This window comes from Chloroflexota bacterium (assembly GCA_038040195.1).
Taxonomy (GTDB): Bacteria; Chloroflexota; Limnocylindria; order QHBO01; family QHBO01; genus DASTEQ01.
In genome coordinates this window covers 273,824-299,711 of record JBBPIR010000001.1, presented here as the reverse complement: position 1 = coordinate 299,711, position 25,888 = coordinate 273,824, and the positions used below count along the sequence as shown (strand labels likewise).

Below are 25,888 nucleotides of genomic sequence, written 5' to 3'. Positions count from 1 at the left end.
ATGCTAGCGCTCCGGAATCAGGACGGCGGCCGCGGCGCCGATCTGACCTGCGGCCAGGTCCGCCAGCGCGGCGTTTGCTTCCGTCAGGCCATAGCGCCGGATGGACGTGCGGATCGGGATGGCGGCGGCCAGTTCGAGGTACTCGATTGCATCTCGGTGGGTGACGTTGGCCACGCTGCGCAGGCCGCGCTCCTCCCACAAAAGCCGGTACGGGAATGCCGGGATCTGGTCGAGGTGGATGGCGTTGATGACCACTGTCCCCCCGGGGGCCAGATCGTGGAGCGCGAACACCACCACCGAGCCCACCGGGGCGAACGTGATGGCGGCGTCCAGCGGCTGGGCCGGCGGCTCGGCGTAGCCCCCGACGGAGGCCGCGCCCAGCTCCACGGCGCGCTCCCGCTCTTCCGCCGAGCGGCTGGCGACGTGGACCACGCAGCCCAGGTGGATGGCCTCCTGGATGACCAGCGAGGCGGAAGCCCCAAAACCGTACAGGCCCAGCCGAAACGGCTCGGACCGATCTTCGGCCGCGGCCCAGGCGTCCCCCGCCAGGGCCGGCACGCCCGCCAGCCGCAGCGCCCGATGGCCGACCACACCACCACACAGCAGCGGGGCGGCATCGGCATCGGCAAAGGTGTCCGGAAGGCGGACCGCGACGTCGGCCCGGACCGTCATCTCCTCCGCGTAGCCCCCATCCCGGTCCCACCCGGTGAAGGTGGCCTGGAGACAGAGGTTCTCGCGCCCGGACCGACAGTATCGGCAGGTGCCATCTGATCCTGCCAGCCAGGTGACACCGGCGCGGTCGCCGAGCTCCCAGCCTGAGGCCCCTCCCCCTATGGCCGTCACCCGCCCCACCACCTGGTGCCCAGGCACGATGGGCAGGCGACGGGCTTCCAGGTCGCCCTCGACCAGCTGGAGGTCGGTGCGGCACACGGCCGTGGCGGCGACGGCCAGGCGCAGCTCACCCGGACCGGGCTCCGGCGTGGCGCGCTCGGCCGCGATCAGTGGACCGCTGGCGACTGGTGCCGGTTGGCGCAGCTCCATGACCCGCATGCCTAGCGACCGATCTCCCGATTCATCCCGTGCCCAGCTCGCGCGCCGCGCGGTTGAACACTCCTCCCATCACCCGGGACAGCGTTGGGAAGGCATGGATCGTGTCCGATAGGACATCGAGTGGGGTCTGCAGCTTCACGGCCAGCACGGCCTCGTGGACCGCTTCCGAGGCGCCGGGACCGGCCAGGAACACTCCCACGACGGTCTTGCGCGCCCGGTCGACGACGACGATGACGTGGCCCTCGGCTTCGGCGGTGTACCCCTTTGCGCTGCGGGCCAGGTCCTCCTCGAACTCCACCGCGTCCGTTCCGGCCTTCTGGGCCTCCTCCACCTGAAGACCAACCGATGCGGTCTCCGGATCGGTGTAGGTGGCCCGCGGGATGGCTCGCAGGTCGGGCCGGACGTCGTCGCCGAGGGCCATCCGGACCACCATCTCACCCTCGTAGTGGGCCACGTGGGTGTGCAGCTCCGGACCCGCGGGGTCGCCCGCGACCCATACCCCGGGCGCGATCTGGAGTCGCTCGTCGGGGCGTAGGTGGCCCCCGGATGGATCAACCCCGACGGTCTCCAATCCCAGCCCCTCGAGCGGGAAGGAGCGCCCGATGGCCAGCAGGACCGCTGACCCCCCGACCCGGGTCCTATCGTCCAGCTCCACCTGGTGGGCGCCCTTGGTGCCGGCTGCGGGATGCACCCGGACGGCCCGCACGCCCACCCGCACGGTCGCCCCCGCCCGCTCCAGGGCGCGCTGGAGGATGGCGGAGTTGCGCGGATGGTCGCGGGCCAGGATCCGGGGATGCGACTCCACCATGGTCACCGGAACGCCGTAGCGGGCGTAGACCTGGGCCAGCTCCACCCCGGTCGGGCCGCCGCCCAGGACCAGCAGGCTCTTGGGCAGTTCGCGGGCGGAGGTCGCTTCGCGGTTGGTCCAGTAGGGGATCTGGTCCAGTCCGGGCAGGTCCGGGATCCGCGACTCAGAGCCCACCGCCACGACCACGTTGGCCGCTACCAGCTCATGCTCCACGTCCTCGTGGCGGACAACCACCCGCCCCGGGCCGTCCAGTCGGGCGGAGCCGCGAACGACCACCGCGCCCACCGCTTCCAGGCGCTGTGCGTGTCCGGTGTCGTCCGGGTACGGGATTCCCTCGCGGTTGATGTTCCAGTCCCGCCGGTCGGATGCTCTGGACCACGGGTAGTCCCCGCCCCCCGCGTGCACCGCGGCGGAGTGGAGGAGGGACTTGGACGGGATACAGGCCCAGAACGCGCAGGAGCCGCCCACCAGGTCGCGGTCGACGATCGCGACGCTCGCCCCACGCTGACGTGCCAGGTTGGCGGCAGCCTCGCCGGCCACCCCGGCCCCGATCACGACGAAATCGAACCGATCCATCACTCCTCTCGCGTCAGCCAAGCGCTCGCTCCTCGCCCCCAATCCAGATTCTGGCCGGTGCGACGCCGCCCAACCGGAGAGCGAAGGCGCCTTCGTGCTCTGCATCCCACGCCACCAGGTCAGCCGTCATGCCCTCCCGCAGGACACCAATCTCATGTGACAGACCGATGGCGGCGGCGCCGCCAGCGGTGGCCGCCGCGATCGCCTCCTGCATGGTCATGCCGAGGACGGTCGCTCCCAGGCCGATTACCAGCGGCATGGAGGGGTTGGCGTACGTCCCGGCGTTGGCATCGGTGGCCAACGCCACGCTGGCCCCGGCGTCCAGCAGCGCGCGTGCCTGGGGGAGCCGGTCGCGCATGGCCACCGCCGGCCCGGGAAGCAGGGTGGCGACCGTCGCCGACGCCGCGAGGGCGCGCACACCCGCGGCGTCGAGCTGCTCGAGATGGTCCACCGACGTCGCGCCCAGCTGGATTCCCAGCTCCGCAGCCCCGGTTCGGGCCAGTTGATCGGCGTGCAGCTTCAACCCCATTCCGTGGCCGCGGGCAGCGGTCAAGATCGCCTCCGCCTGGGCCGGCGTGAAGAATCCGCGGTCGCAGAACACGTCGCAGAATTCGGCCTCGCCCGCCACGGCGGGCAGCATGTCCTCGATCACAGTGGCGACGTATGCCTCAAGCGATGCGGCTTCGGGGGGAACGGCGTGGGCGCCAAGGAAGGTGCGGACCACCCGGATGCCGGCTGCGGCGGCAGCAGCACCGATGATGCGCAGGGCGCGGAGCTCCTCGACCGTGGTCAGCCCATAGCCCGACTTCGCCTCCAACGTGGTGGTGCCGCCGGCCAGGGCAGCGCGAAATCGGCCCTCCACCAGCGCCTGGAGGTCGGCGTCGGGGGCCTTCCGGGTTGCGGCGACGGTGCGCAGGATGCCGCCCGCCGCGTATGGCTGGCCCTCCAGCCGGGCAGCTGCTTCATCGGCGCGGTCACCGGCGTACACGGGATGGGTATGCGAATCCACCAGCCCGGGGCTGACCAGGGCGGAGCCCAGGTCCTCCCAGCGGTCCACCGCCGGCGCTGCGTCGGGTGACCCGACCCACCCGATCCGGCCGTCCCGGATCAGCAGCGCCCAGGGCGAGAGCGTGGTTGGAGGCTCAGCGGCGTGCGGCTGGGCCACAAGCAGCCGGCCCGTGCCCGACAGGAGCAACTGTCCGGGTGGCATGCCGCGAACCATAGCCGACCCCTACGGACCCTCCGCCGCCTCGGCCACGGCGGCCTGCCCGCTACGCGGCGCGCGGGCCGTGGCCAGCACCACGCCGGCCACCACCAGGCCCACCCCAAACAGCTGGGTCGTCGACGGCGCTTCGCCCAGGATGAGCATGGCCAACCCGACGGCGGCCACCGGCTGGATGAGGAGGACGATCGAGGTCAGTGCCGACGGCAGGCGGGGGAGCGCGACGCTGATGAGCAGGTACCCCACCACCTGGGCGCTGAGGGCCAGGATCACGAGCCATCCGTGGGCCGGCAAGGTGGGAAGGAACGTGACCTGGCCGAGGACCACGCCTGCCAGTGCGGACCCCGCCGCGGCAGAGGCAGTGGCGTCGAACAGCGGACCGGCGGGGCGCCGCGGGTCGCGGTTGCCCATGCGCTGGACGAGCAGGAACCCGGCGTAGGTGGCGCCGGTGAACAGGCCCAGGACGACCCCGGCCAGGGGGTTCTCCCCGTAGGCGTCGGAGCCGATGACGCCGGAGATGAGCACCACCCCGACCAGCGCGATGACCAGTGCCCCCACCAGCCGCGCGGTGAGGCGCTCCCCGAAGAACAGCCAGGCGGCGACCGCCACGAAGACGACCTGGGTGTTGCCCAGCACGGTCGCCAGCCCGGCCCCGACCATGGCGATCGCGTAGTGCCAGCTCACCAGGTCGGCGGCGAAGAACAGGCCGGCGATGAGCGCCAGCCGGCGTTGGCCCGGAGCCCGGGGTCCGAACCGTCGCTGCTCGGCGCGCGCCAACCACCACAGCACCGGCAGGGCGTACAGGCAGCGGAAGACGGCGGCGGTGGCAGGCTCCACATCGGCCACCCGCACCAGGATCCCGGTGAACGCGATCGTCAGCCCGCCCAGCAGGGCGGCCAGCACCGGCCGTGAGCCGAGCAGGTGCAGCGGCGACGCCAGCTCGTTGCTCATGGCGGCTACTCTAGGCGCCCCGATGCCCACCCTGCCGACCGGCACCCTGACGTTCCTCTTCACCGACATCGAGGGCAGCACCCGCCTGCTTGAAGCGCTGGGTGATGCCCTCACGCCGGTGCTCGAACGCCACCACGCCCTGCTGCGGGAGGCTATCGCGGTCGGGGAAGGGACCGAGGTCAGCACCGAGGGGGATGCCTTCTTCGCGGTCTTCCCCTCCGCGCCCAGAGCGGCGGCCGCCGCCGCCTCGGCCCAGCGAGCCCTGGCCGCCGAACCGTGGCCAAGCGGCGCGACGGTGAAGGTCCGGATGGGCCTCCACACCGGGGAAGGGACGCTCGGCGGCGACAACTACGTCGGCCTTGACGTCCACCGCGCGGCGCGGGTGGCCGCCGCAGGCCACGGCGGGCAGGTGCTCGTGTCGGGCGCGACCCAGGCCTTGACCGCCGGCAGCCTGCCGCCAGGTGTCAGCCTCATGGACCTCGGACAGCATCGGCTCAAGGACCTCTCGCGCCCGGAGCGCCTGTGGCAGCTCGCCATCGAAGGCCTGCCGGCCTCGTTCCCCGCTCCACGGACGCTGGATGCGACGCCCAACAATCTGCCCCTCCAGCTGACCTCATTCCTCGGCCGGCAGCGGGAGGTGGCCGACGCGCTGGCGCTGCTGGCGGAGCATCGACTCGTGACGCTCACCGGCCCCGGTGGCACGGGCAAGACGCGGCTCGCCCTGCAGGTCGCGGCGGAGGCCAGCGACCGGTACCCCGACGGGGTGTACTTCGTGGCGCTGGAGCCCATTACCCGTCCCGAGCTGCTGCTGCCGACCATGGCCCAAGCGATGGGCCTCATGGATCCGGGCGCCGCGTCCGTGGATCGGCTGGCGGAGCATTTCGGGGACCGAGCGTTTCTGCTGGTCCTCGACAACTTCGAGCAGGTCGACGCGGCCGCCCCGCTGGTCGGAGAGCTGCTGGCGCGGGCGCCGCGCCTCTCCGTCCTGGCGACCAGCCGCAGACCGCTGCGCGTCTACGGGGAGCGGGAGTACCCCGTCCCGCCATTGGGCCTGCCGGACCCGCGACACCTTCCCGAGCTCCAACAGTTCACCCAGTTCGAGTCGGTTGCCCTGTTCATTGAACGCGCCATGGCGGTGCGCCCGGACTTCCGGGTGGACAACGCCAACGCGCCGGCGGTGGCGGAGATCTGCGTCCGCCTGGATGGCCTGCCGCTGGCCATCGAGCTGGCCGCGGCGCGGGTCCGGGTGCTCCCACCGCAGGCCATCCTGGATCGGCTCAGCGACCGGTTGGGGCTCCTCTCGGGTGGCGCCCGCGACCTGCCGGAGCGGCAGCAGACCCTGCGCGGCGCCATCGCGTGGAGCCATGACCTCCTGGAGGACGACGACAAGCGCGCCTTCGCTCATTTGTCCGTCTTCGCGGGAGGTGCGCGCCTGGAGCAGATCGAGGAGGTGTGCTTCGAGCCCACCGATCGGAATCTCGCCCTCGACGTCGTGTCGTCTCTGGTCGACAAGAGCCTGCTGCGGGAGGAGTCCCCGCCCGGAGGTGAGCCGCGGTTCCAGATGCTGCACACCATTCGCCAGTTCGCCGCCGAGCAGTTGGCGGCCGGCGGCGACGCGCAGACCTACCAGCAACGCCATGCGGCCAGCATCCTCGCCTTTGTCGAGCGCGGCGCAAGCGAGGTGATGGGATCGGCGGCCGGAGAGTGGCTGGATCGGTACGAGCTGGAGCGCGACAACATCCGGGCGGCCATGAGCTGGGCCGTGGAGTCGGGAGCGACCGAGACCGCGCTTCGCTTGTTGACCGCCTGTTGGCGCTACTGGCAGATGCGCGGCTACCTCATCGAGGCGCGCAAGTACGCCGATCGCGTGGTGGTGCTCCCGGACGCCACCGCGTTCCCGGCTGCCCGCGAGGCTGCGCTCGAGGCGGCCGGGGGCATCGCGTACTGGCAGGGCGACTTTGACGTCGCGCGGGTCTGGTACCAGGAAACCCTGGATCTTGCCCGTGCACGCCAGGACGACCGGGCGGAAGCCAATGCCTTGTACAACCTGGCCTTCTCCTACACCTGGAATCCCGGGGAGCAGGAGGAAGCCCTCAAGCTCGCCAACCAGGCCCTGGAGGTCAACCGACGGCTGGGTGACCAGCTCGGGATCGGACGCGCGCTGTGGGCGCGGGCCGGCGCGGAGTACTTCTTCAGCGATTTCGCCGGCGCCGCGAAGGACCTGGAGGAGGCGCTCGGCATCTTCCGTCCCCTCGGAGATCGGTTCATGCTCGCGTGGACCCTGTACATGCAGGGCCTGACGTTCCTCGAGACTGACCGGGATCGGCTGCATGAGGTGCTGAGCGAGGCTCTCGACCTCTTCCGCCAGACCGATGACGTTTCGGGGTATGCGCTCGTGTTCGACGCGTTCGCAGCAGCGGCCCATGCCGGGGGGGACACGATTCGCGCCATGCTCCTGGCCGGATACGCCGCGGCTACCGAGCGACTGGCCGGGGGTGGACTGGGCGCTCTGAACCGAGGGTACGCGGGATTCTTTCCCGAAAAGTTGATGGAGTCGCCCGAATACGCCACGGCGTATGCCGAAGGCCAGCAGATGGACATCGAGCGCGCGGTGCGGCTCGCCCTGCGGGAGGAGTAGGGCTAGGCGGGAGCCGCCAGGTCGCGACGCGGGAACAAGATCAGCGCCCACAGGACGGGCAGGACGACAGCCACCCCCAGCAGGGCCAGGTCGAACGGATCGAGCTTGCCGGTCACGATCTCGCCCGGGTTGAAGTGGTGGAACAGCGAGTACTCCTGGGTCCAATCCAGGTCGGGCAGGAAGCTCCCCAGGATCTCGAAGAAGTAATTGATCCCCAGGTACGCCAGGCTCAGGCCGATGGCCGGGCCGCGGCGGTCGAAGCTCACGCTGGCCGCTAGTGAGAACGCGGCGAAGGCGCCCCACAGCAGCATGCCGTTCACCCAGACCAGGGGGACCTGCCACTGGTCGATCTCGTCCGCCACGCCCAGCAGGTTGATGGTCAGCACCTGGCCAGCAAGCAGGAACGCCAAGGTGACGCCGATGGCGACCATGATCGCGACGCCCACGGACACGTAGAGCCGCCGCCGCGACAGGGGTCGGGCGAGGAGCACCTCCAGTGTCCCCGCCTCGCGCTCTCCGGCCACGGCGCCCGCAGCCGCGCCCACCGCGAAGATTCCCACGAACCCGATGGCCAGCGGGTGCTGAACACCGATGGTCATCGCGCCACCCAGCGTGAACAGGCTGCCCGAGCCGAAGTTCAGCAGGTTCTCGGGGAATCCGCCCTCAACCAGGCCGGCGAACAGGTCCTGGAAGGTCGTGTAGAAGGTGGGCACCAGGGCTCCCCACGCAAAGGCGACAAGGCCAACCACCACCAGCCGGATGCGCTGCCAGTACAGCGTTTGCCGCAAGATCCGCCAGCTCACACCGCGCCTCCGGGACCCTCGGCGTCCTCGCCGGCGTAGAACTCGAAGAAGACCTCCTCCAGGCGAGCCGGCTCGATCAGCAGGTCCACCAGGGACGGGGAAGCCACGGCCCGCACGAACGGGGCCACGTCTCCCGACAGGGTGGCCGTGATCCGGTCGCGGAAGACGACCACGTCGGCGATGCCGGGAACCTCGGACAGGTCGGGCGTGCCGCCGCGCCAGCGCAGGGTGACCCGCCGCTTACGACGGGCGAGCAGCTCGTCGACATGCTGGAGGGCCATCAGGTGCCCCGCGCGGATGATGGCGACCCGGTTGCAGATCCGCTCGACCTCGGACAGGTAGTGCGAGCTCATGAAGATCGTCCGGCCCTCATCTCGGAGGTCCTCGAGGATCTCGTAGAACGCGAGCTGCATGAGCGGGTCCAGGCCCTCGGTCGGCTCATCGAGGATCGCCAGCTCGGGGTCGTGCTGGAGGGCCTGGATGACGCCCAGCTTCTGGCGCATCCCGCGCGAGTAGTCCCGCACCCTCCGACGCAGGTCCGATTCGGGCATCTGCAGCCGCTCGGCGAGCTCCGCGCGGCGGACCGGCTCGCGCTGCTGGAGGTCGGCGTAGTAGTCGAGCGAAGCGGAGCCGCTCAGGGACCCGTACACGGCCATCCCACCCGGCAGATATCCCACCCGCCGACGGAGCGCCACCGAATCCGTCACCACGTCCAGGCCCAGCACGGTCGCCGACCCGCTCGTCGCGTGCAGGTACCCGAGCAGGGTGCGGATCATGGTCGTCTTGCCCGCCCCGTTGGGGCCGAGGAACCCGAAGATCTCGCCCGACTCGACATCCAGGCTGACGGCGTTCAGGGCCCGGATCGTTCCGCTCCCGTGGCCCGGCCGGTGGAGGCCCCCGCCGTAGTGCTTGGTGAGCCGATCGGTGCGGATAACCGGTTCGGCGGAGGTTCCCGGGTGGGGCGTTTCGCGTGCGACCAACGTCCCGGCAGCCTAGCGCATGGCGGCAGGTACGGTCGGTCCTGCTCGGTCGGTCGCGGCTTAGCGGCCCCCATACTCTGGACCGGGAACCGGAAGGCGACCGTCGGTGTATCGATGATGCCGGGTGGAGGGCTGTCCACTGTCCGACGCGGAACTGATGGAGCGGGCGCGGCAGGGAGATGTCGCGGCCTTTGAGGAGCTGGTGCGACGCTACGAGCAAATCGCCTTCCGCACCGCATTCCTGGTATGCGGCGACGCCGACGAAGCGCGCGACGCGGCCCAGGAGTGCTTCGTACGAGCCTGGCGCGCCCTGCCCAGCTTCCGGGGCGGGGCCGAGGCACGACCATGGATGCTGCGGATCGTGGCCAACGCCGCGCGCAACCGTCGGCGCCGTTCGTCGCGGCAGGCCGCCCTGGGCCTGCGCCTGGCGGAGGATCCCCTCTCGGGTGGTGCAGCCCCATCACCCGAGGGGTCGATCCTGGCCCAGGAGCGTCGCGAGACGCTTCTGGCAGCCATCGGCCGCCTGAGCGCCGATGACCGACTGGTCATTGGGTTGCGCTGGTTCGTGGACATGGACGAAGCGAGCATGGCGGCGGTGATGAACGTGGCACGCGGAACGGTGAAATCACGCCTCTCGCGGGCCATGGCCCGCCTCCGCACCGAGATCGATAGCGATGTCTGACCGATACGACCCAGCCCTGGAGGCCGCCCTGTCCGACCTGGCGGCCGCCATCCGGTTCCCGTCCACGCCGCCGCTGGCCTCTGGGATCGCCGCCCAGCTGGTCGCCCAGCTGGTCGCCCAGCCGCGCGCCGGCTGGTGGCCTCGGTTCGGTTCCCTCCAGCGCGCGCTGGTGCTGGCCGTGGTCGGGCTGTTGGCGATCGGGGCATTGCCGGAGCCATCGGTATCGGCATCGGCGCCATCCAGATCCGCTTTGCCGACGGCACCCCGTTGCCGACGCCCATCGCGTCGGTCGCCAACCGCGGCTACGGGACGCAGACCAGCCTGGCCCAGGCCCAGGCCGCCGTCCCGTTCGCCATCCGGCTGCCGGCGGATGCGGAGCTGGGCCAGCCGGATGCCGTGTTCCTGGCCGACGTGCCCAAGGGCGGCACCGTGACCCTGGTCTGGGGCGAGCTGGTCGTGACCCAGTTCAGCGCCGACATCGGTCCGGACACGTTCGAGAAGATGATCACCTCGGGCACCCGCGTGGAGCCGGTGTCCGTGAACGGGCAGGCGGGGTGGTGGGTCGAGGGCGGTTCCCACGCCTTCTTCTACCGGGACGTGGACGGGAATTTCGTGGACACCAGTCTGCGCCTCGTCACCAGCGCCCTGATCTGGGAGGAAAACGGCCTGGTACTGCGGGTGGAGGGGGCTCCCAGCCTCGAAGCCGCGCTGCGCGTGGCGGTGTCGCTGGAGTAGACTCAGGCTCCGGCCGTCGCCCATTGCGGGCACGGTCGTCGTTCTGTCCCTTACTCGCCTCTACCCGGCTAGGCTTTCGCCCGCATGAAGGCTGCTTGACGCCCGCATGAAGATCGCCGTCCCGCGCGAGACCGCCGAAGGCGAGACGCGCGCCGCGTTGACCCCCCAGATCGCCGGTCTGCTGGTTGCCAGCGGCAACCAGGTCCTGATCCAGGCCGGGGCCGGGGAGGCCGCCCATTTTCCCGATGCGGCCTATGCCGAGGCGGGAGCTACCCTGGTTCCCGACGTGGCGGCCCTGTATGGGAAGGCGGAGCTCGTGCTGCGGGTGGGGCGGCCCAGCGACGAGGAGATCGAGATGCTGCGGCCCAAGGCCGTGCTGATCGGCACGCTGGGGACGCTGGCCAACCCCCGGCTCGCTGAGCGCCTGGCCGAGCGGGGGATTACGGCCATCAGCATGGACGCCATCCCGCGCATCACCCGCGCCCAGAGCATGGACTCGCTCTCCAGCCAGAGCACGGTCGGCGGCTACAAGGCTGTCCTGCTGGCAGCCGGCCGGCTGCCGAAGTTCTTCCCGCTGCTCACCACGGCCGCGGGCACCGTCCGTCCGGCCCGAGGCCTGATCATGGGCGCCGGAGTGGCGGGCCTGACGGCGATCGGAACTGCCCGTCGGCTGGGCGCGGTGGTGGAGGCCTTCGACGTCCGGCCGGTGGTCAGAGAGCAGGTCGAGAGCCTGGGCGCCACGTTCGTCGAGGTGCCCATGAATGAGGAGGAGAAGGCGTCCGCCGAGACGGCGGGCGGGTACGCGCGCGAGATGAGCGAGGACTACCAACGCCGCCAGAGCGAGCTCATTGCGGAACGGGTCAAGGCCGCCGACTTCGTCATCACCACGGCCCTCATTCCAGGCCGCCCGGCACCGCGCCTGATAACCGCCGACATGGTGCGCACCATGCAACCGGGGAGCGTGATCGTTGACATGGCCGCGGAGGCGGGTGGGAACTGTGAGCTTACCGAACCCGGGCGCGAGGTGGTCGACAACGACGTGACGATCATTGGTTTGACCAACCTCCCGGCCACCGTCCCGACCCACGCCACCCAGATGTACGCCAAGAACGTCCAGACCCTGGTCGACCACCTGGTCCACGACGGCAAGCTGACCCTTGATCTCGAAGACGAGATCACGCGCGGAGCGACCATCACCCACGGCGGCAAGATCATTCACGAGGCAACCGCTGCGGCCCTCGCCGCCCAGGCAGAGGGCGGGCAGGCCGGCGAGGCGAAGGCATGACCGAGGCGTTGGACCCGCGGGCCCTGGTCGACGCCCTGCTCATCCTGGTCCTGACCGCGTTCGTGGGCTACGAGGTGGTCAGCAAGGTGCCGACCATGCTCCACACCCCGCTCATGTCGGGCGCCAACGCAGTGCACGGCGTGATCGTGGTCGGCGCCATCGTCGTGACCGCGACGGCCGACACCCCGCTTCAGCTGGGCCTGGGCCTGCTGGGGGTGATCCTGGGCACCGTCAATGTGGTCGGCGGCTTCGTTGTCACCGACCGGATGCTGGAGATGTTCCGCCGCCGACCGGGGGAACCGGGGGACAAGCCGTGACCCTGCTGCAGTTGGCCACGTTCGGGGTCTACCTGATCGGTTCGGTCAGCTTCATCCTGGCCCTGAAGTTCCTGGCCTCGCCTCGGACGGCCCGCACGGGAAACCTAATCGGCGCGGCCGGCATGGCCCTGGTGGTGGCATGGACCGTGTTCACCGAGCCCGGCCTGTTCGGCAACTGGTGGGTGCTCGTTGGTGGTGGGCTGATCGGCTCGGTCATCGGCGTGGTCGGTGCCCGACGGGTGCCGATGACCGCCATGCCCCAGATGGTGGCCATCTTCAACGGCGCCGGCGGCGGGGCAGCCACCGTGGTCGCGGTGTCCGAGTTCCTGACCGCGACTGCGGAGCGCGGCACGGGCGGCGAGCTCCTGCCCACCATCCCGATGATCGCCACCCTGCTGGGCGCCGTCATCGGCTCCGTGTCATTGACCGGCTCGGCCGTTGCCTTCGGCAAGCTCCAGGGGTTCATCGCCGGTCGCCCGGTGACCTACCCCGGCTCGCGGGTTGTGGCGGGACTGCTGCTGGCCACCCTGCTGGTGATGGCCGCGGCCCTCGCCTCTGTGACCAACGACACGACCCTGTTCCTGGTCTTCGTTGGGCTCGCCCTGGTGGCCGGGGTGCTGATTGTGATGCCCATCGGCGGGGCGGACATGCCGGTCGTCATCAGCCTGCTCAACGCGTACACCGGCATTGCGGTGGCCGCCACGGGCTTTGTACTGGGCAATTACGCGCTGCTTATCGCCGGCACCCTGGTCGGAGCGTCGGGCGCGATCCTGACCCAGCTCATGTGCCGCGCCATGAACCGGTCAATTCTCAACGTTTTGTTCGGGGCGTTCGGAACCGGTGGCGGGGCCGCGGTGGCCGGGGCAGCCGGCGATCAGGAGGTGCGGACCATCAGCGCCGAGGACGCCGCGGTCCTCATGGCGTATGGCAAGAGCGTGATCATCGTTCCGGGCTACGGGATGGCGGTGGCGCAGGCCCAGGCTCCGGTCCGCGAGCTGATGGACCTGCTCCTGGCCCGCGGGGTGGACGTCCAGTTCGCGATCCACCCGGTGGCCGGTCGCATGCCGGGCCATATGAACGTGCTGCTGGCCGAGGCCAACGTCCCGTACGAGCGGCTCAAGGAACTGGATGAGATCAACGACGCCTTCGCGAACGCCGACGTGGCCCTGGTCATCGGCGCCAACGACGTGACCAACCCGGCCGCCCGGACCGATACGACCTCGCCGATCTACGGCATGCCCATCCTCAACGTGGATCATGCCCAGAACGTCATCGTCCTGAAGCGCAGCATGGCTTCCGGCTTCGCGGGGATCGACAACCCCCTGTACGCGGATCCCAAGACCGCCATGTTGTTCGGCGACGCCAAGGACACCGTCCAGGCGCTGGTATCAGGGGTCAAAGCCGCCTGACCGCCACCGTCTCCGGCCCGACGGCGCGGCTCGCGGGGTGAATGTCCACCCGGTGTACATAACGGCCAATATCCGGCCCCATACCACCCGGTGCCTCGCCTTTCTTGGCACAAATGATCGCTCCGCGAACAAAATGGCCAATATTGGACGATTCACGCCTCCACCCTGCCCCTGTTTGGCCGATATGTACGCCTCGTGTACAACGAGCCGCGGCTGGCCGTCTAGGTCGGCGCACCGTGGCGCGGCTAGCGGTTGACGCGGACCGCCCGCCACACGGCGCGCAGGCCGGCGCGCTGCCCGTAGAGCAGGACGCCCGCGGAGTAGATGCGGGCGGCCACCCACAGCGCGCCGGCCACGCCGACGATCAGGAAGGCGAACGACAGGCCGATCTCCCATGGCTGAATCTGGCCCATCACCAGCCGAATCGGGACCAGGTATGGGCTGAAGAACGGAACGAATGACAGGGCGCGGACCCAGTCAGCATCGGGGACATTGAGGGCCGTGAATGCGGCGAGGTATCCGGCAACCCCGACCAGGATCATCGGCCCGGTGATGTTCTGCACCTCCTCCTGGCGTGAAGCGGTCGACCCCAGCGCCGCGTACAGCGTGGCGTACAACCCAAACCCGCCGAGGAAGAACAGTCCGACCACCGCCAGCAGGATTGGATCCAGGCCCTGGACTTCCAGCGCTGGACCGGCCGCATCGCCGAGGACGAACTCACTGACCGGGCCCTGGAGCACCAGGCCGCCCAGGGCAGCCGCCACGACGACCACGTATTGGGCCAGCCCGGCGCCCCCGGCGCCCATGACTTTGCCCAGCAACAGCTGCCGGGGCGTGGCCGCGGTGATCAACAGCTCCATGACCCGGCTGGCCTTCTCCTCCGCAACGCTGGTGGCGACCCATTGGCCATAAGTGATGATGGCCATGAACATGAGGACCACCAGGGCCGTGGCCAAGACGTAGCGCGCGCCGAAATTCTCCTCGGGATCGATCGCATTCGGGTCGACCGGGGTCACCTCGAATGCGGTGGGGGCGAAGATCTCGCCCATTTGGCCTGGATCCACGCCGGCGCGCTGCAGGCGGTCGGCGACGGCCACCTGTCCGGCAGCGGTGTTGACGGAGAAGACGAGGCCGCTCGTTGGCCCCTCGGCGGTGTAGAGGTCGAACGCCAGGTCGCCGTCCGCCCCGCGGTCCACGGTGACCAGCCCGTCCCGCTCGCCGGCCTCGACGGCTGCGCGCGCCGCATCCGCGTCCCTCGTGACCTCGGCCTCGACACCTGACTGCTCCGTCTGGTTGAGGATGGCGACAAGTGCGTCGGCCTCCACGTCGGCCTCGGGGCCGGCGACATACACCGCCACTGAAGCAGGCTCGTCGAATCCCAGGGCGCTGATGCCCACCGGGAGGAGCGCCAGCGTGACGCCCACCAGCGCCAGGATCAGGGTCACCACCTGGAATACGCGGGTTCGCACGCGGAGGCGGAACTCCCGGACCGCCACGGTCCACGCGTTGGGGAACAGTCCGCCGATCACGGCCCTTCCTTCGGAGCGCCGTCCCGCGTCTGCCCCGGCGCCAGATGCCGCTCCTCGGCAAACTCGGCCGGGCGGCCAACGTGCTCGATGAACACCTCCTCGAGCGACGGATCGGTGATCTCGAAGCGCGTCACGCGCTCGCCGCGCTCCAGTGCGGCCTGCAGCAGCGAGGCGGGATCGGTACCGGTCCGGACATGAAGCTCCAGGTAGTCCTCGCCGCGCCGGGTAAGGCTGACGCCGGGCATCTGCTCGACCCACGCCAGCCCATCGGTACCGTTCACGCCCTCGGCGGCCAGTCGGACGACCTGGCGGCCCATGGCCCGCTTGACGTCGCGAACGTGGCCGGCCACCACCACCCGCCCCTGGTCAACGATCACGATCGACTCGCACAGCTCCTCGACCGTCTCCATCTGGTGGGTGGAGAAGATGAGCGCCTTGCCCCGGCCGCGCATCTCGAGGAACGCCTCCTTCAACAGCTGGACGTTGACCGGGTCCAGGCCGTTGAACGGCTCGTCCATGATCAGGACGTCGGGGTCGTGGAGGATGGCCGCGATGAACTGGATCTTCTGCTGGTTGCCCTTGGACAGCTCCTGGACCTTGCGGTCGCGGTAGTCCGGGATCCGGAAGCGCTCCAGCCAGTCCTCCACGTCCGCGGTGGCCTCGCGGCCCGGCACGCCGTACAGGGCGGCGAAGAAGCGGAGCACCTCCATCACCGTCATCTGGAGGTACAGCCCGCGCTCTTCGGGCAGGTAGCCCCACGTCCGGCGCGGGACCTCGGTGTTGGCGCGCCCCTGCCAGGTGACCGTCCCCGAATCGGCGCGGAGAATGTCCAGCACGATCCGCATGCTGGTCGTCTTGCCCGCCCCGTTGGCCCCCAGCAGGCCGAAGATGCGGCCCGGCTCGGCGGAGAAGCTGACCCCGTCCAGGGCCACGATCTCGCCGAAGCGCTTGGTGATGCTGTCGACGACCAGGGTCATGGGCCGCCGATGCTACCCGCTCGGACCGGGCGGTGCGTCAGGTCGTCCCGGTAGGCACGAAGGGACCGGCGCCGAATTCGATTCTCACGTAACTGAGAACCAGACTGAAGGGCCGATATCTGGCATTCACAGTCACACGTGATTCAAAGGCGGACGGACGGGCCAATCCAGCCGGATACCATTCTTCTATGACTCATGGTGGCAACCGATGGGTGGTCTTTGACGTCGGCGAGACGCTCGTCGATGAAACCCGGGTGTGGGGAATGTGGGCCGACGTCGTCGGCGTGCCCCGGTTGACGTTCATGGCCCTCCTGGGCGCAGTCATTGCCCGCGGGGGCGCGCACCCGGAGGTGTTCGCGGCCGTTGGCTCGCCGCACTGGGAGCGGCATCGCGACCAGCTGGAAGCGGCCTACGGCGGCTTCCGCGAGGAGGACCTGTATCCCGACGTGCGGCCCACCCTGGCCGCGATGCGCGCGGACGGATATCGGCTGGCGATCTTCGGCAACCAGCCTGCCCATCGCACCTCGGAGCTGCGGGCGCTGGACCTGCCGGCCGAGGTGATCGCGATGTCGGAGGAGATGGGGGTTGCCAAGCCCGCGCCCGCCTACTTCCGCCGCGTCCTCGAGCTGCTGGGTGACCCGGATCCGGCTTCGGTGGCCCACGTGGGAGATCGGGTCGACAACGACGTCATCCCGGCCATGACCGCCGGCTTCCGATCGATCTGGATCCGGCGCGGTCCATGGGGCTTGATCCAACGTCTCCCAGATGGCGCGCGACCGGCTGCGGTGATCGACTCGCTGGCCGAGCTCGGTGCCCACCTCGAAGAGGCCTTTGCGGCCTTGCCGCCCGCGCCGACATCGGTCTAGACTCGAGATAGGGCCGGACCGGGCCCGTATCGCCGGTCAAGGTGGAGACTGCGCAGCCGTTGCGCAGTCTCTTGGCATCTGGGCGGAAAGGCAGCCGTGGATCACCTCGCAGGGGTTCTGTTCCAGCTCTTCGTCCTGCTGGCCGCGGCCAAGGTCGGCGACGAGATCTTCAAGCGCCTGGGCCAGCCGACCCTGGTGGGGGAGATCCTGGCCGGGGTGATCGTGGGTCCGGCGCTGCTGGGCTGGTACAGCATTACCCCTGAGACCGAGCTGTTTGCGCAGATCGGCGCCGTCCTCCTGCTGTTCGAGGTGGGGGTTCACACCCGCGTTGGCGATCTGGTCCGGGTCGGGGGAACGGCTTTCACAGTGGCGGTCCTGGGCGTGATCCTGCCCTTCCTGGGCGGATTCGCGGTGGCCAGCGCCCTGGACCTGCCGCTGGAGGGGCGCGTGTTCCTGGCCGCGGCCCTGACCGCCACATCGGTGGGCATCACCTCCCGCACGCTGGACCACCTTGGCGCGCTGCAGACCGTTTCCGGGCGGATCGTGCTGGGGGCGGCCATCATCGACGACGTGCTGGCCATGCTGATCGTGGCCGTGGCGGTGGGCATGGCGAGCGGCGGCGTGGATTCGGGGGAGATCCTGGTCACCCTGGGGCTCGCGGCCGCGTTCATCGTTATCGTGGTTGTGGCGGGCGCCGGCATCCTGTCCCGCCGCCCGTCGATCCTGACCGCGCCGCGCTTCGCCGAGACGCCGTTCCTGCCGGGCATGATCGTCATGCTCGGGCTTGCCGCGCTCAGCGCGGCCATTGGCCTGGCGGCCATCATCGGCGCATTCCTGGCCGGCATGGTGGTGGGGGAGTCCGCCGAGCGTGACGCGCTGGAGAACGAGACAGCACCCGTGGCGGCCTTCTTCACACCGTTCTTCTTCGGGTTCGTCGGCGCTCAGATCGACCTGACCGTTTTCGGCTCCGGTGCGACCGTCGCGCTGCTGGTGGGAATCACGGCCCTGGCGGTGGTCACCAAGTTCGCCGGCTCGTTCCTGGGCGCACTGCGGACGGGGCGCCACCGGGCCGCGCTCATCGGCTGGGCCATGGTCCCGCGTGGGGAGGTCGAGATCATCGTGGCCGGGCTGGCTCTGGCAGCCGGGGCATTTGGGCCGGATCTCTACCTGGTGGTGGTAGGGATGGTCGTCATCACCAGCCTTCTGGTCCCGCCCCTCATGCCGCGGCTGGTCCGCCGCGCGGAACCGGACGCCGCTTCGCCTCCGGTCGTGACATAGCCGGAGGCCCCTCGCGGACGAGGGGCCTCCATCGGTCTCTGGGATGAGCGGGCTCAGCGAGCCCGCCCGCGATGGGCTTACTCGCCGGCGGGGGTGATCTCCACCACGGGAGCCTCCCAGTCGGCGCCGGTCGTGTCGCCGTCGATCCCGGCGAGGGCCGCCTCGCGCAGGTCGGAGCGGAACGCCGCGTCGTCGGGAGCCCCGGCGAGGATCCCCGCCGCGGTGGCCGTGTCGACGGTCTGGGCCAGGACGTCCTGGTCCAGCGCACCAATGCCGTCCGGCGCCGGCCAGACCAGCTTGTTGATCTCGTTCATCATCCAGGCCAGGTGGCCCCGACCCCAGATGCTGCCCCGGTCCACGGAGTACTGGACGCAGTCATCGGGATTGTCGCGGCAGTACATCCAGCCACGGAACGATGCCTGCAGGAAGCGCATCGTGACTTCCTCGTTGTTCCCCTCCTCCAGCCACGACTGTCGGGCCCACAGCCCGTCCTGCAGCATGGCAGTGCCGAGGTCGTTGTAGTCGAAGACGGTGAACTGGTCCGGCTGGAACAGCTCGCCGGTGTTCGGGTCGGTCGTTTCCAGCAGCTGCGCCCACTCGTTGTAGATCATCGCCTCGGCGACGTCGACGCAGTCCTGGTCGCTCGCCGCGCACCCATCCTGGGCCGCGATGAGCTCGTTCATGTCGAAGTCCTGCTCGACTCGGGTGAAGTCCACGCCGTCGGCCAGGTCGGCCAGGATCGGGGCCGAGGCCAGGACCTCCAGCTCGTTGCCGAACGGCCAGGCGCCGATGCGCTTGCCCTCCCAGTCGGACACCTCGGTGATGCCGCTGTCGGCCCATGCCACCGAGAGGGTGGCGGAGCGCTGGAAGATCTGCGCCAGGTGGACGAGGTCTGAATCAGCCTCGCGCGCCTCGAGCACCTTCGGCATCCAGGCGATCGTGAACTCCGGGCCATCCGGGGCCGATCCCACCTGCTGCGGAACGATGGTCCCGCCGCCAGCGAGGATCTCCACCGTCAGGGCAACGTCGTCGTAGTAGCCCTGCTCGACCGCCGCGTAGTAGCCGGCGAACTGGGCCTGGTCTGTCCACTGCAGCTGGAGCCGCACGCTGGCCGGCTCGTAGGTGATCTGGCTCTCGTCGGCACTCGGTTCAGTGCCGTTCCCCGTTGGGCTCTCGCTCGCGCTCGGCTGACAAGCCGCGAGCAGCAAGGCGCTGAATCCCAGCGCCGCAAAGACACGTAAAACCCTCATCTCCACTCCTCAATGTGATGGCCCGGGCAGGGGCCGTCCGTGAAGGGCAATTCTACGGGCGACTGACCACTGTGGCCAGCACTCGGCGCAAGTGAGGTCGTGATCAGGCTGGTCTCTCGCCTCGCACCGATGGATGCCAGGGGATGAGCAGACGCTCAAGCACGACGACCCCCAGGTACAGGACGATCCCGATCAACGACACGATCAGGATGGCCGCCCAGGTCACATCGAACCGCAGCTCGCTGGCCGCCGCCACCACGACCCGGCCGAGGGTGGCCGACAGGCCACCGAAGTACTCGCCAACGACCGCACCGATCAGACTCAGGGTGGTCGCCACCTTGAGTCCGGTGAGGAAGAACGGCAGGGCGTTGGGGACGCGGACCTTGCGCGTGACGGCCGTCGGCCCGGCGGCGTAGGAGCGCATCAGCTCGAGGGCCGACGCCTCCACCTGGGTCAGGCCACGCAGGACGTTGATCATGATCGGGAAGTAGACGAGGGCGGCCGCGATGGCCATCTTCGAGAGCGGACTCAGGATCCCGAACCAGTTGTTCGCGACAGGAGCGAAGGCGATGATCGGGATGGCGTTGATCGCGATCGCCAGCGGCAGCACGGTGTCGCGGGACGCCGGGAAGCGCGACACGACAAACGCGGTGATAACGCCCAGGACCGTACCCAGGATGAGGCCGCCCATGGCCTCGAAGAGCGTCACTCGGGCGGCGGGCAGGATGGCGTAGGCCTCGGTCCAGTTCTCGACCAGGGCGGCCCAGATGGCGGAGGGGGCCGGAAGGATGAATCCCTGCACCCCGGAGACCTGGACCCCGACCTCCCACGCCACCAGGACACCGACGAGGATGAGCGCGGCTGGGAGATATCGGCGCAGGGCATCCATCGGTGCTGCCTTCGGCTCCTCGACCGCCTAGCCGATGAGCCCTTCGGCCGCCGTTCGCTCGGCGGAGGCGAGATCGGTCTCGGTTCCCTCCCCGGCACGGAGTGCCTCGCGCACCTCGGTGATGAAGGAGAAATACGCGGGGCTTTCGCGCGTCGCCAATCCCCGCGGGCGGGGCAGGTCGACGTCCACGACCCGGGTGATGCGACCCGGACGGGCGCTCATGACCGCGACCCGACTCGACAGGAACACCGCCTCTGGGATGGAGTGCGTGACGAAGATGACTGTGATCCCGGTCCGGGCCCAGATGCTCAGCACCTCGGAGTTCATTCGCTCGCGGGTCATCTCATCCAGGGCCCCGAAGGGCTCGTCCATGAGCAGCAGGGATGGGGAAAAGGCCAGTGCTCGGGCGATGGCCACCCGCTGCTGCATGCCGCCCGACAGCTGGTAGGGGCGATGGCGGGCGAAATCGGTCAGCCTGACCAGCTCGAGCATCTCGCTCGTTCGCTCGGTCTTCGCCGCCTTGTCGTAGCCGAACAGCTCGAGCGGGAGACGGACGTTCTCCTCCACGGTCCGCCAGTCGAACAGGGTGGGGGATTGGAACACCATCCCGTAATCGCGGTCGAGGCGGGCCTGGCCGGCCGGCTTGCCGTTGACCTGGACGGTGCCACCGGTTGGCTCGGTGAGGTCGCCGACCAGGCGGAGGAGGGTCGACTTGCCGCAGCCGGACGGACCGATCAGCGAGACGAACTCGCCGCGATGGATGTCCAGGCTGATGTCGCTCAGGGCCACGGTTGGCGTCGCAGCGGACGATCCGGTGACACCGAATGCCTTGCTGACGCCCGTCAGCCGAACAACGGGTGCCTCTGGCGCGCTCGCGGTCATCAGAGCTCCACGCCGGGCTGCGCCCGCACCACCCGGAGCTCAACGAGGCGCACGAGCCCGAAACAGACGATCCCGACCGCGGAGGAGAACAGGATCGCTCCCCACAGCTTCTCCGGAGCGACCGTGTACTGCTGGGAGAAGAACACCAGGGCCCGCCCCAGCCCGGCCTGGAGGCTGCCAGATCCCTCGCCCACGATGGCGCCCACGATGCTGGCCGTGGCGGTGATCTTCAAGGCCGTCATCAGGTAGGGCAGCGAGGCCGGGAACCGCACCTTCCAGAGCACCGCCCTCCGGGACGCGGCATACGAGCGCATCAGCTCCAGCGCCCGCGGGTCCGGGGAGCGAAGGCCGCGGAGCATGGCGATCGTCACCGGGAAGAAGCTCAGGTAGGTGGCCACGATGACGACGCTCGTCACGTTCTGCCCAACCAGGTACACGATGAGCGGGGCGAGGGCGATGATGGGGATCGTCTGGCTGGCGACGACATAGGGGACAAACGCACGCTCGATGAGCCCGAAGTGGACGAAGGCCACCGCCAGCCCGATTCCCAGCAGGCCCCCGAGGGTGAAGCCGATGAACGCGGAGCGGAGGGTGTACACGGCCTGGTCGAAGAGATAACCGGCCAGGGTCTGCTCAGCGCCCGAGGTCAACGGCTGAAAGAGGCGCTCGAAGATCACCCAGAAGTGCGGCATGTTGACGTCGCTGGCCATGCCGATGTCCATCGGGGGCGTCCAGACGACCTCCCCGTCGATCCGGTACGGGTCGCCGCCCAGCAGCTTGGTCCCCTCCCACAGCGCGATCAACCCGACGATGAACAGCAGGAAGAAGGTCAGCCTCCTGCGCCGGCTGAGTCGCGGCGATCCAGTACCTGGCCCGGCGGTCATTGGTCCGTCATCGGGCGGGGGAGAGGCTCTGCGGTCGCTCAGGCGACCGCGGCATCGGTCACCTCGAGGGCGCGATCGATGATCGCGAAGCCCTCGCGCAGCTGCTCCTCGGTGATGCACAGGGGGGGATTAGTGAAGACCTGGTGCCAGTGCTGCATGGTGTACAGGCCGTCCGCTCGCAGCCGGGCGTCGAGGGCGGCCATCTCTGGGGACGAGGCGTTGAAGGCGGTCATCGGCTCCATGGTCTGCCTGTTGCGGATCAGCTCGATTACCCCGAACAGGCCGATGTTGCGGGTGGTGCCCACACTCGGGTGGCGCGCCTGCAGATCGGTCAGCAGCTCGTGCATGACCACGCCCAGGCGGGCCGCATTGCCCACCAGGTCGTCGTCGCGCAGGACGCCCACCGCGGCGATGGCAGCCGCGCAGCTGACCGGGTGGGCGGAGTAGGTCAATCCGCCGTAGTAGACGCGGTCGTCGAAGTATTCGGCGAGCTCCGGCGTCATGGCCACCGCCCCCAGCGGCAGGTACGAGCTGGTCAGGCCCTTGGCCATGGTTAGCAGGTCGGGGACCACGTCCCAGTGGTCGACCGCGAACCAGCGTCCGGTGCGGCCGAAGCCGGCCATCACCTCGTCGCAGATCATCAGGATCCCGTGCCGGGTGCACAGTTCGCGGATGCCCTGCAGGTAGCCGTCGGGCGGGATCAGGACGCCGTTGGTGCCGGTGACCGTCTCCAGGATGAAGGCCGCGATGGTGTGCGGACCCTCGTACTGGATGACCTCCTCCAGGTACTCCAGCTGGCGATCAACCGGCTCCGGCTCGGTCTGGCCCCAGCGCCACGGGTCGAGGACCCGGATCACGCCCGGGACGCCTGGTTCGTTGGCCCAGCGGCGAGGGTCGCCGGTCACGCTGATTGAGCCTGCCGTGGCGCCGTGGTACGACCGATGGTGGGCGATGACCTTCTGCCGCCCGGTAGTGATCCGCGCCAGGCGCAGAGCGTTCTCGTTGGCTTCCGACCCGCCCAGGGTGAAGAAGAACTTGTTGAGGTTGCCCGGGGTCAGGGTGGCCAGCAGCTCGCCCAGCCTGCCCCGGACTTCGGTCGCGAACTGAGGGGCAGCGAATGCCAGCTGATGGGCCTGCTCCGAAATTGCGTCCGCCACCCGCTTGTCGCCATGACCGATGTTGACGCTCATCAGCTGGCTGTTGAAATCGATGTAGCGCTTGCCGTCCGGATCCCAGAAATAGATCCCCTCGCCATGGTCGATGGCGATGGGATTGATCTTGGCCTGGGCCGACCAGCTGAAGAAGGTGTACTCCCGGTTGAGCGCGACGACCTCCTCGGCGGTCAACCGGCGGGTGGGCGTGACGGTCATGCGGCCGATTACACCACAACGGGATGCGCGGTGGCACCTCGCCGGCCATGGCTCGGCCGGTGCGTTCCGGCACCTCTTGCGCCCCCTCCGATACTGGGCGGACCAATGCCCACCCGTCTCGCCCTGCGGGTCCTCGCCCTGCTGTTCGTTCTGGTCGTGCTACCGCTCTCGTTCGCGCATGCGACTCATGGCCCGACTGCGGAGCAAGCAGCTGCCGCCATGGTGGCAGACGGAACCATGGAGTGCTCCCCGGCCGGCGCCGTCCTCGACTGCACGCCGACCAGCGTCAATTACCAGTGGCGGTATGGGCGAGTCAGCCCCAATACCGGTCCGCTGGCGGGTGTCTACCAACAGGTCCCGGCGTACATCGAGGTTGGGTATTTCATGGATGTCGGCGACCGTGATTGGATCGTCCGAGTCCAGTCCGTTGGCTGTGTGGACTCGAACGGCGTCGGGAAGTTCGTCGACACCATGGTCTCCCAGCTCACCGCACCGGGAACCTGGGGACCGGAGGTGGTCGGCGAGTGTTCGCTGTATGGGACGCTCGTGCAGAACCTCCGCGCAACGTGCCCATCGACCGATTGCTACTACTCAGTTACGGGCACCATCCTCGGCGGGGCCTTCCCGACGCCGACGCCCGCACCGACGCCTCCCCCGGTAGTGACGCCTCCGCCGGTAGTGACGCCTCCTCCGACGCCCACGCTTATCCCAACCGCGACGCCATCGCCGACGCCAACCCCCAGCCCGACGCCGACGGCTTCGCCCACCCCGAGCCCCACCCCAACGGCTTCGCCGACCCGGACTCCGCGGCCCAGCGCTACCCCGGAGCAGACGGTGGCTGGCATCACTTTCGCGCCGCAGCCCTCACTAGCGCCGCCGGACATCGCTGACGACCCGACAGGCTGGGCGACATCGGTTCATGGCCCGGCTGACGTGAGCACCGATCCCGCCGCGATGGGCGTCAGTGCCCTGCTGGCCCTCCTCCTCCTCCTGTTCATGGGCTTCATCGGGGAGCTGTTCAACAACACGGTGAAGGTCCACTACGACGAGATCCGTGGCTGGTGGCAGAAGGGTTGGCTCGGTCGCCTGGCTGCCGCCTGGGGCGGGCTATGGAAGGCCGGACCGTGATCGCTGCCCGCCTCCTGTTGGCCGTTGCCCTGGTGGCGCTGATCAGCGCCTTCCTGAACCCCAACCTGTCCCTCAGCCTCGAGGGCCTGGCCGTCTACCTCGGCTTCCTCCTCGCGATCGGGATTGTCCTGATCAGCCTTGAGTTCCCCGGCCTGGTCCTCCACCGCCGCCTGGCCGGTGAGACGGGCCGCCTGCGGGTCCTGCCCTGGGCCATCGTCATCGCGGCCGTCTTCGTGCTCGTCTCGAGGGTCGTCCAACTCCAGCCCGGCTACCTCTACGGCGTGGTCCTGGGCGTGATCTTCATGCAGTCGGTGTCCCAGCGCGACGAGGGTCGGGAAGCTGCCGCCGGTGCGGCCTGGACCTTGGTGGTGGCCGTGGTCGCCTGGTGGGGGTTGGGCTGGGTGCGAACCGCGGGGCTCCCGGAAGGCGACCTGGGTCGGATCGTCGTCGAGACGGCGCTGGCGGCGGTGGTGGTCGCCGGCCTCGAGGCGGTGGCCTTTGGCCTGATGCCCTTCCGGTTCATGCCGGGCTGGGTGGTTTACCGATGGCGTCGGCCGGTGTGGGCGGTCCTCTTCGGCCTGTCCGTGTTCGGCTTCATTCACATCCTGATCGGCCCCAACACCGGCTACCTGTCCGACCTGTCGGTCCCAGCGTTGATCGCGGCCCTCGGCGTTTTCGCGCTGTTCGGCGCCTTCTCGATTCTCTTCTGGGCCTACTTCAGATTCCGCCCCGCCCGCCGTGAGGACCAAATCCAGGGCTGACGCCGGCGTGCCTATGCCTGGACCGGGTCGCGGAGGGGCTGGCCCACAAGCTGAGCCAGGCGTTCGGCGAGTGCCCACCAGTCGTAGGCCTCGGTCACCTGGCTGGCGGGGAGCCGGAAATATCGGTCCGTGGAGACGTAGGTGGGGATGATCCTGTCCAGGATGGCCTCGATCTCGTCGCGGAACGCGTCGCTGGTGGAGCGGACGCCATCGGGGAGGAGCGCGACGTCGGGGAGCAGCCGCACGAACAGGTCATACGTCTGAGCCCAGCGCCGGACGAGAGGTTCCACCCCGAACGGATCGGCGCCATCGGTGACGCGCAGGAAGTACGCGAAGTTGTCGACCACGCTGCGGTCGGTGACCAGGATGTCGGCCCGGCCCCGGAGCTCCAGCTCCTGCTGGACCTGGGCCATCAGGACCCACAACTGGGCCTCCGGCGTGGCGCCCTCGTTGAGGCCCAGCGGGTTGAAGCGGATGAGCTCGCGGCCTACCTCGACGGAGCGTCCGGCGCGGCCCACGGTGCTGGCAAAGGCATGGACCGCATTCGTCTTGCGCACCGAGTGCGAGCCGATAAACGCGATCTTGGCCGGGCGGCTCCAGGGCACAGGGACAGGGTAG

Annotated in this window: 24 protein-coding genes; 10 read left to right on the top strand and 14 right to left on the bottom strand. The window is 69.4% G+C overall.

Features of this window, described 5'->3' with window-relative positions; all coding sequences use genetic code 11:
* Positions 1-3: 3 nt before the first annotated feature.
* Genes AABM41_01520 through AABM41_01505 form a run of 4 tightly spaced genes read right to left on the bottom strand, consistent with a single transcriptional unit; the run spans position 4 to position 4,607 of the window.
* The gene (locus tag AABM41_01520) at positions 4-1,041 is read right to left on the bottom strand and encodes a zinc-binding alcohol dehydrogenase family protein (protein MEK6190987.1); all 1,038 of its coding nucleotides are present in this window, start codon (positions 1,039-1,041) and stop codon (positions 4-6) included.
* 31 nt (positions 1,042-1,072) lie between these two features.
* Positions 1,073-2,455, bottom strand: a complete 1,383-nt coding sequence (locus AABM41_01515; GenBank protein ID MEK6190986.1) for an NAD(P)/FAD-dependent oxidoreductase — start codon at positions 2,453-2,455, stop codon at positions 1,073-1,075.
* Complete coding sequence (gene hutI, locus AABM41_01510) at positions 2,448-3,644, bottom strand: imidazolonepropionase (protein MEK6190985.1); 1,197 nt, start codon at positions 3,642-3,644, stop codon at positions 2,448-2,450. The genes AABM41_01515 and hutI overlap by 8 nt, the downstream gene beginning before the upstream one ends.
* Positions 3,645-3,665: 21 nt before the next feature.
* Positions 3,666-4,607 carry a DMT family transporter gene (locus AABM41_01505; GenBank protein MEK6190984.1) on the bottom strand — a complete coding sequence of 314 codons (942 nt, stop codon included), beginning with the start codon at positions 4,605-4,607 and terminating at the stop codon, positions 3,666-3,668.
* 22 nt (positions 4,608-4,629) lie between these two features.
* Here AABM41_01505 and AABM41_01500 point away from each other — a divergent pair, with 22 nt between their 5' ends.
* Positions 4,630-7,245, top strand: coding sequence for an adenylate/guanylate cyclase domain-containing protein (locus AABM41_01500; protein ID MEK6190983.1), 2,616 nt, complete (start codon positions 4,630-4,632; stop codon positions 7,243-7,245).
* A gap of 2 nt (positions 7,246-7,247) precedes the next feature.
* Here AABM41_01500 and AABM41_01495 read toward each other — a convergent pair whose 3' ends face one another.
* Both AABM41_01495 and AABM41_01490 read right to left on the bottom strand, forming a co-directional pair.
* Positions 7,248-8,048 (bottom strand): ABC transporter permease subunit, encoded by an 801-nt coding sequence (locus AABM41_01495; GenBank protein ID MEK6190982.1) that lies wholly within the window; start codon positions 8,046-8,048, stop codon positions 7,248-7,250.
* Positions 8,045-9,028: an ABC transporter ATP-binding protein gene (locus AABM41_01490; GenBank protein MEK6190981.1), complete on the bottom strand. Its 984-nt coding sequence runs from the start codon at positions 9,026-9,028 to the stop codon at positions 8,045-8,047. Before AABM41_01490 ends, AABM41_01495 begins: the two co-directional genes overlap by 4 nt.
* Before the next feature lie 124 nt (positions 9,029-9,152).
* On the opposite strand from AABM41_01490, the gene AABM41_01485 reads away from it, so the two are divergent.
* From AABM41_01485 to AABM41_01465, 5 genes are all read left to right on the top strand, one after another.
* Positions 9,153-9,710, top strand: coding sequence for a sigma-70 family RNA polymerase sigma factor (locus AABM41_01485; protein MEK6190980.1), 558 nt, complete (start codon positions 9,153-9,155; stop codon positions 9,708-9,710).
* Positions 9,711-9,845: 135 nt separating this feature from the next.
* A complete protein-coding gene (locus AABM41_01480) occupies positions 9,846-10,445 on the top strand; it encodes a hypothetical protein (GenBank protein ID MEK6190979.1) in 600 nt (199 codons plus the stop codon).
* 106 nt (positions 10,446-10,551) lie between these two features.
* Positions 10,552-11,730, top strand: coding sequence for a Re/Si-specific NAD(P)(+) transhydrogenase subunit alpha (locus tag AABM41_01475; protein ID MEK6190978.1), 1,179 nt, complete (start codon positions 10,552-10,554; stop codon positions 11,728-11,730).
* Positions 11,727-12,047 (top strand): NAD(P) transhydrogenase subunit alpha, encoded by a 321-nt coding sequence (locus tag AABM41_01470; protein ID MEK6190977.1) that lies wholly within the window; start codon positions 11,727-11,729, stop codon positions 12,045-12,047. Before AABM41_01475 ends, AABM41_01470 begins: the two co-directional genes overlap by 4 nt.
* Positions 12,044-13,456: an NAD(P)(+) transhydrogenase (Re/Si-specific) subunit beta gene (locus AABM41_01465; GenBank protein MEK6190976.1), complete on the top strand. Its 1,413-nt coding sequence runs from the start codon at positions 12,044-12,046 to the stop codon at positions 13,454-13,456. The genes AABM41_01470 and AABM41_01465 overlap by 4 nt, the downstream gene beginning before the upstream one ends.
* Positions 13,457-13,701: 245 nt before the next feature.
* Here AABM41_01465 and AABM41_01460 read toward each other — a convergent pair whose 3' ends face one another.
* Positions 13,702-14,985 (bottom strand): ABC transporter permease, encoded by a 1,284-nt coding sequence (locus AABM41_01460; protein ID MEK6190975.1) that lies wholly within the window; start codon positions 14,983-14,985, stop codon positions 13,702-13,704.
* Positions 14,982-15,962 (bottom strand): ATP-binding cassette domain-containing protein, encoded by a 981-nt coding sequence (locus AABM41_01455; protein ID MEK6190974.1) that lies wholly within the window; start codon positions 15,960-15,962, stop codon positions 14,982-14,984. Before AABM41_01455 ends, AABM41_01460 begins: the two co-directional genes overlap by 4 nt.
* Before the next feature lie 188 nt (positions 15,963-16,150).
* On the opposite strand from AABM41_01455, the gene AABM41_01450 reads away from it, so the two are divergent.
* A complete protein-coding gene (locus AABM41_01450) occupies positions 16,151-16,828 on the top strand; it encodes an HAD family hydrolase (GenBank protein ID MEK6190973.1) in 678 nt (225 codons plus the stop codon).
* A gap of 96 nt (positions 16,829-16,924) precedes the next feature.
* On the top strand, positions 16,925-18,106 hold the full coding sequence (locus AABM41_01445; protein MEK6190972.1) for a cation:proton antiporter: 1,182 nt from the start codon (positions 16,925-16,927) through the stop codon (positions 18,104-18,106).
* Between the two features lie 77 nt (positions 18,107-18,183).
* Here AABM41_01445 and AABM41_01440 read toward each other — a convergent pair whose 3' ends face one another.
* The 5 genes from AABM41_01440 to AABM41_01420 all read right to left on the bottom strand — a co-directional run bounded on the left by AABM41_01440 (position 18,184) and on the right by AABM41_01420 (position 23,381).
* The gene (locus AABM41_01440; GenBank protein MEK6190971.1) at positions 18,184-19,356 is read right to left on the bottom strand and encodes an ABC transporter substrate-binding protein; all 1,173 of its coding nucleotides are present in this window, start codon (positions 19,354-19,356) and stop codon (positions 18,184-18,186) included.
* A gap of 103 nt (positions 19,357-19,459) precedes the next feature.
* The gene (locus tag AABM41_01435; GenBank protein MEK6190970.1) at positions 19,460-20,245 is read right to left on the bottom strand and encodes an ABC transporter permease; all 786 of its coding nucleotides are present in this window, start codon (positions 20,243-20,245) and stop codon (positions 19,460-19,462) included.
* A gap of 27 nt (positions 20,246-20,272) precedes the next feature.
* Positions 20,273-21,127 (bottom strand): ABC transporter ATP-binding protein, encoded by an 855-nt coding sequence (locus AABM41_01430; protein MEK6190969.1) that lies wholly within the window; start codon positions 21,125-21,127, stop codon positions 20,273-20,275.
* The gene (locus AABM41_01425; GenBank protein ID MEK6190968.1) at positions 21,127-22,011 is read right to left on the bottom strand and encodes an ABC transporter permease subunit; all 885 of its coding nucleotides are present in this window, start codon (positions 22,009-22,011) and stop codon (positions 21,127-21,129) included. The genes AABM41_01430 and AABM41_01425 overlap by 1 nt, the downstream gene beginning before the upstream one ends.
* Positions 22,012-22,049: 38 nt before the next feature.
* Entirely contained in the window at positions 22,050-23,381 is a 1,332-nt protein-coding gene (locus tag AABM41_01420; protein MEK6190967.1) for an aminotransferase class III-fold pyridoxal phosphate-dependent enzyme, read from the bottom strand.
* 105 nt (positions 23,382-23,486) lie between these two features.
* Here AABM41_01420 and AABM41_01415 point away from each other — a divergent pair, with 105 nt between their 5' ends.
* Positions 23,487-24,509 carry a hypothetical protein gene (locus tag AABM41_01415; protein MEK6190966.1) on the top strand — a complete coding sequence of 341 codons (1,023 nt, stop codon included), beginning with the start codon at positions 23,487-23,489 and terminating at the stop codon, positions 24,507-24,509.
* A complete protein-coding gene (locus AABM41_01410) occupies positions 24,506-25,270 on the top strand; it encodes an FGLLP motif-containing membrane protein (protein ID MEK6190965.1) in 765 nt (254 codons plus the stop codon). The genes AABM41_01415 and AABM41_01410 overlap by 4 nt, the downstream gene beginning before the upstream one ends.
* A gap of 11 nt (positions 25,271-25,281) precedes the next feature.
* Here the strand turns inward: AABM41_01410 and AABM41_01405 are convergent, their stop codons facing one another.
* Entirely contained in the window at positions 25,282-25,875 is a 594-nt protein-coding gene (locus AABM41_01405; GenBank protein MEK6190964.1) for an AAA family ATPase, read from the bottom strand.
* Positions 25,876-25,888 lie beyond the last annotated feature (13 nt).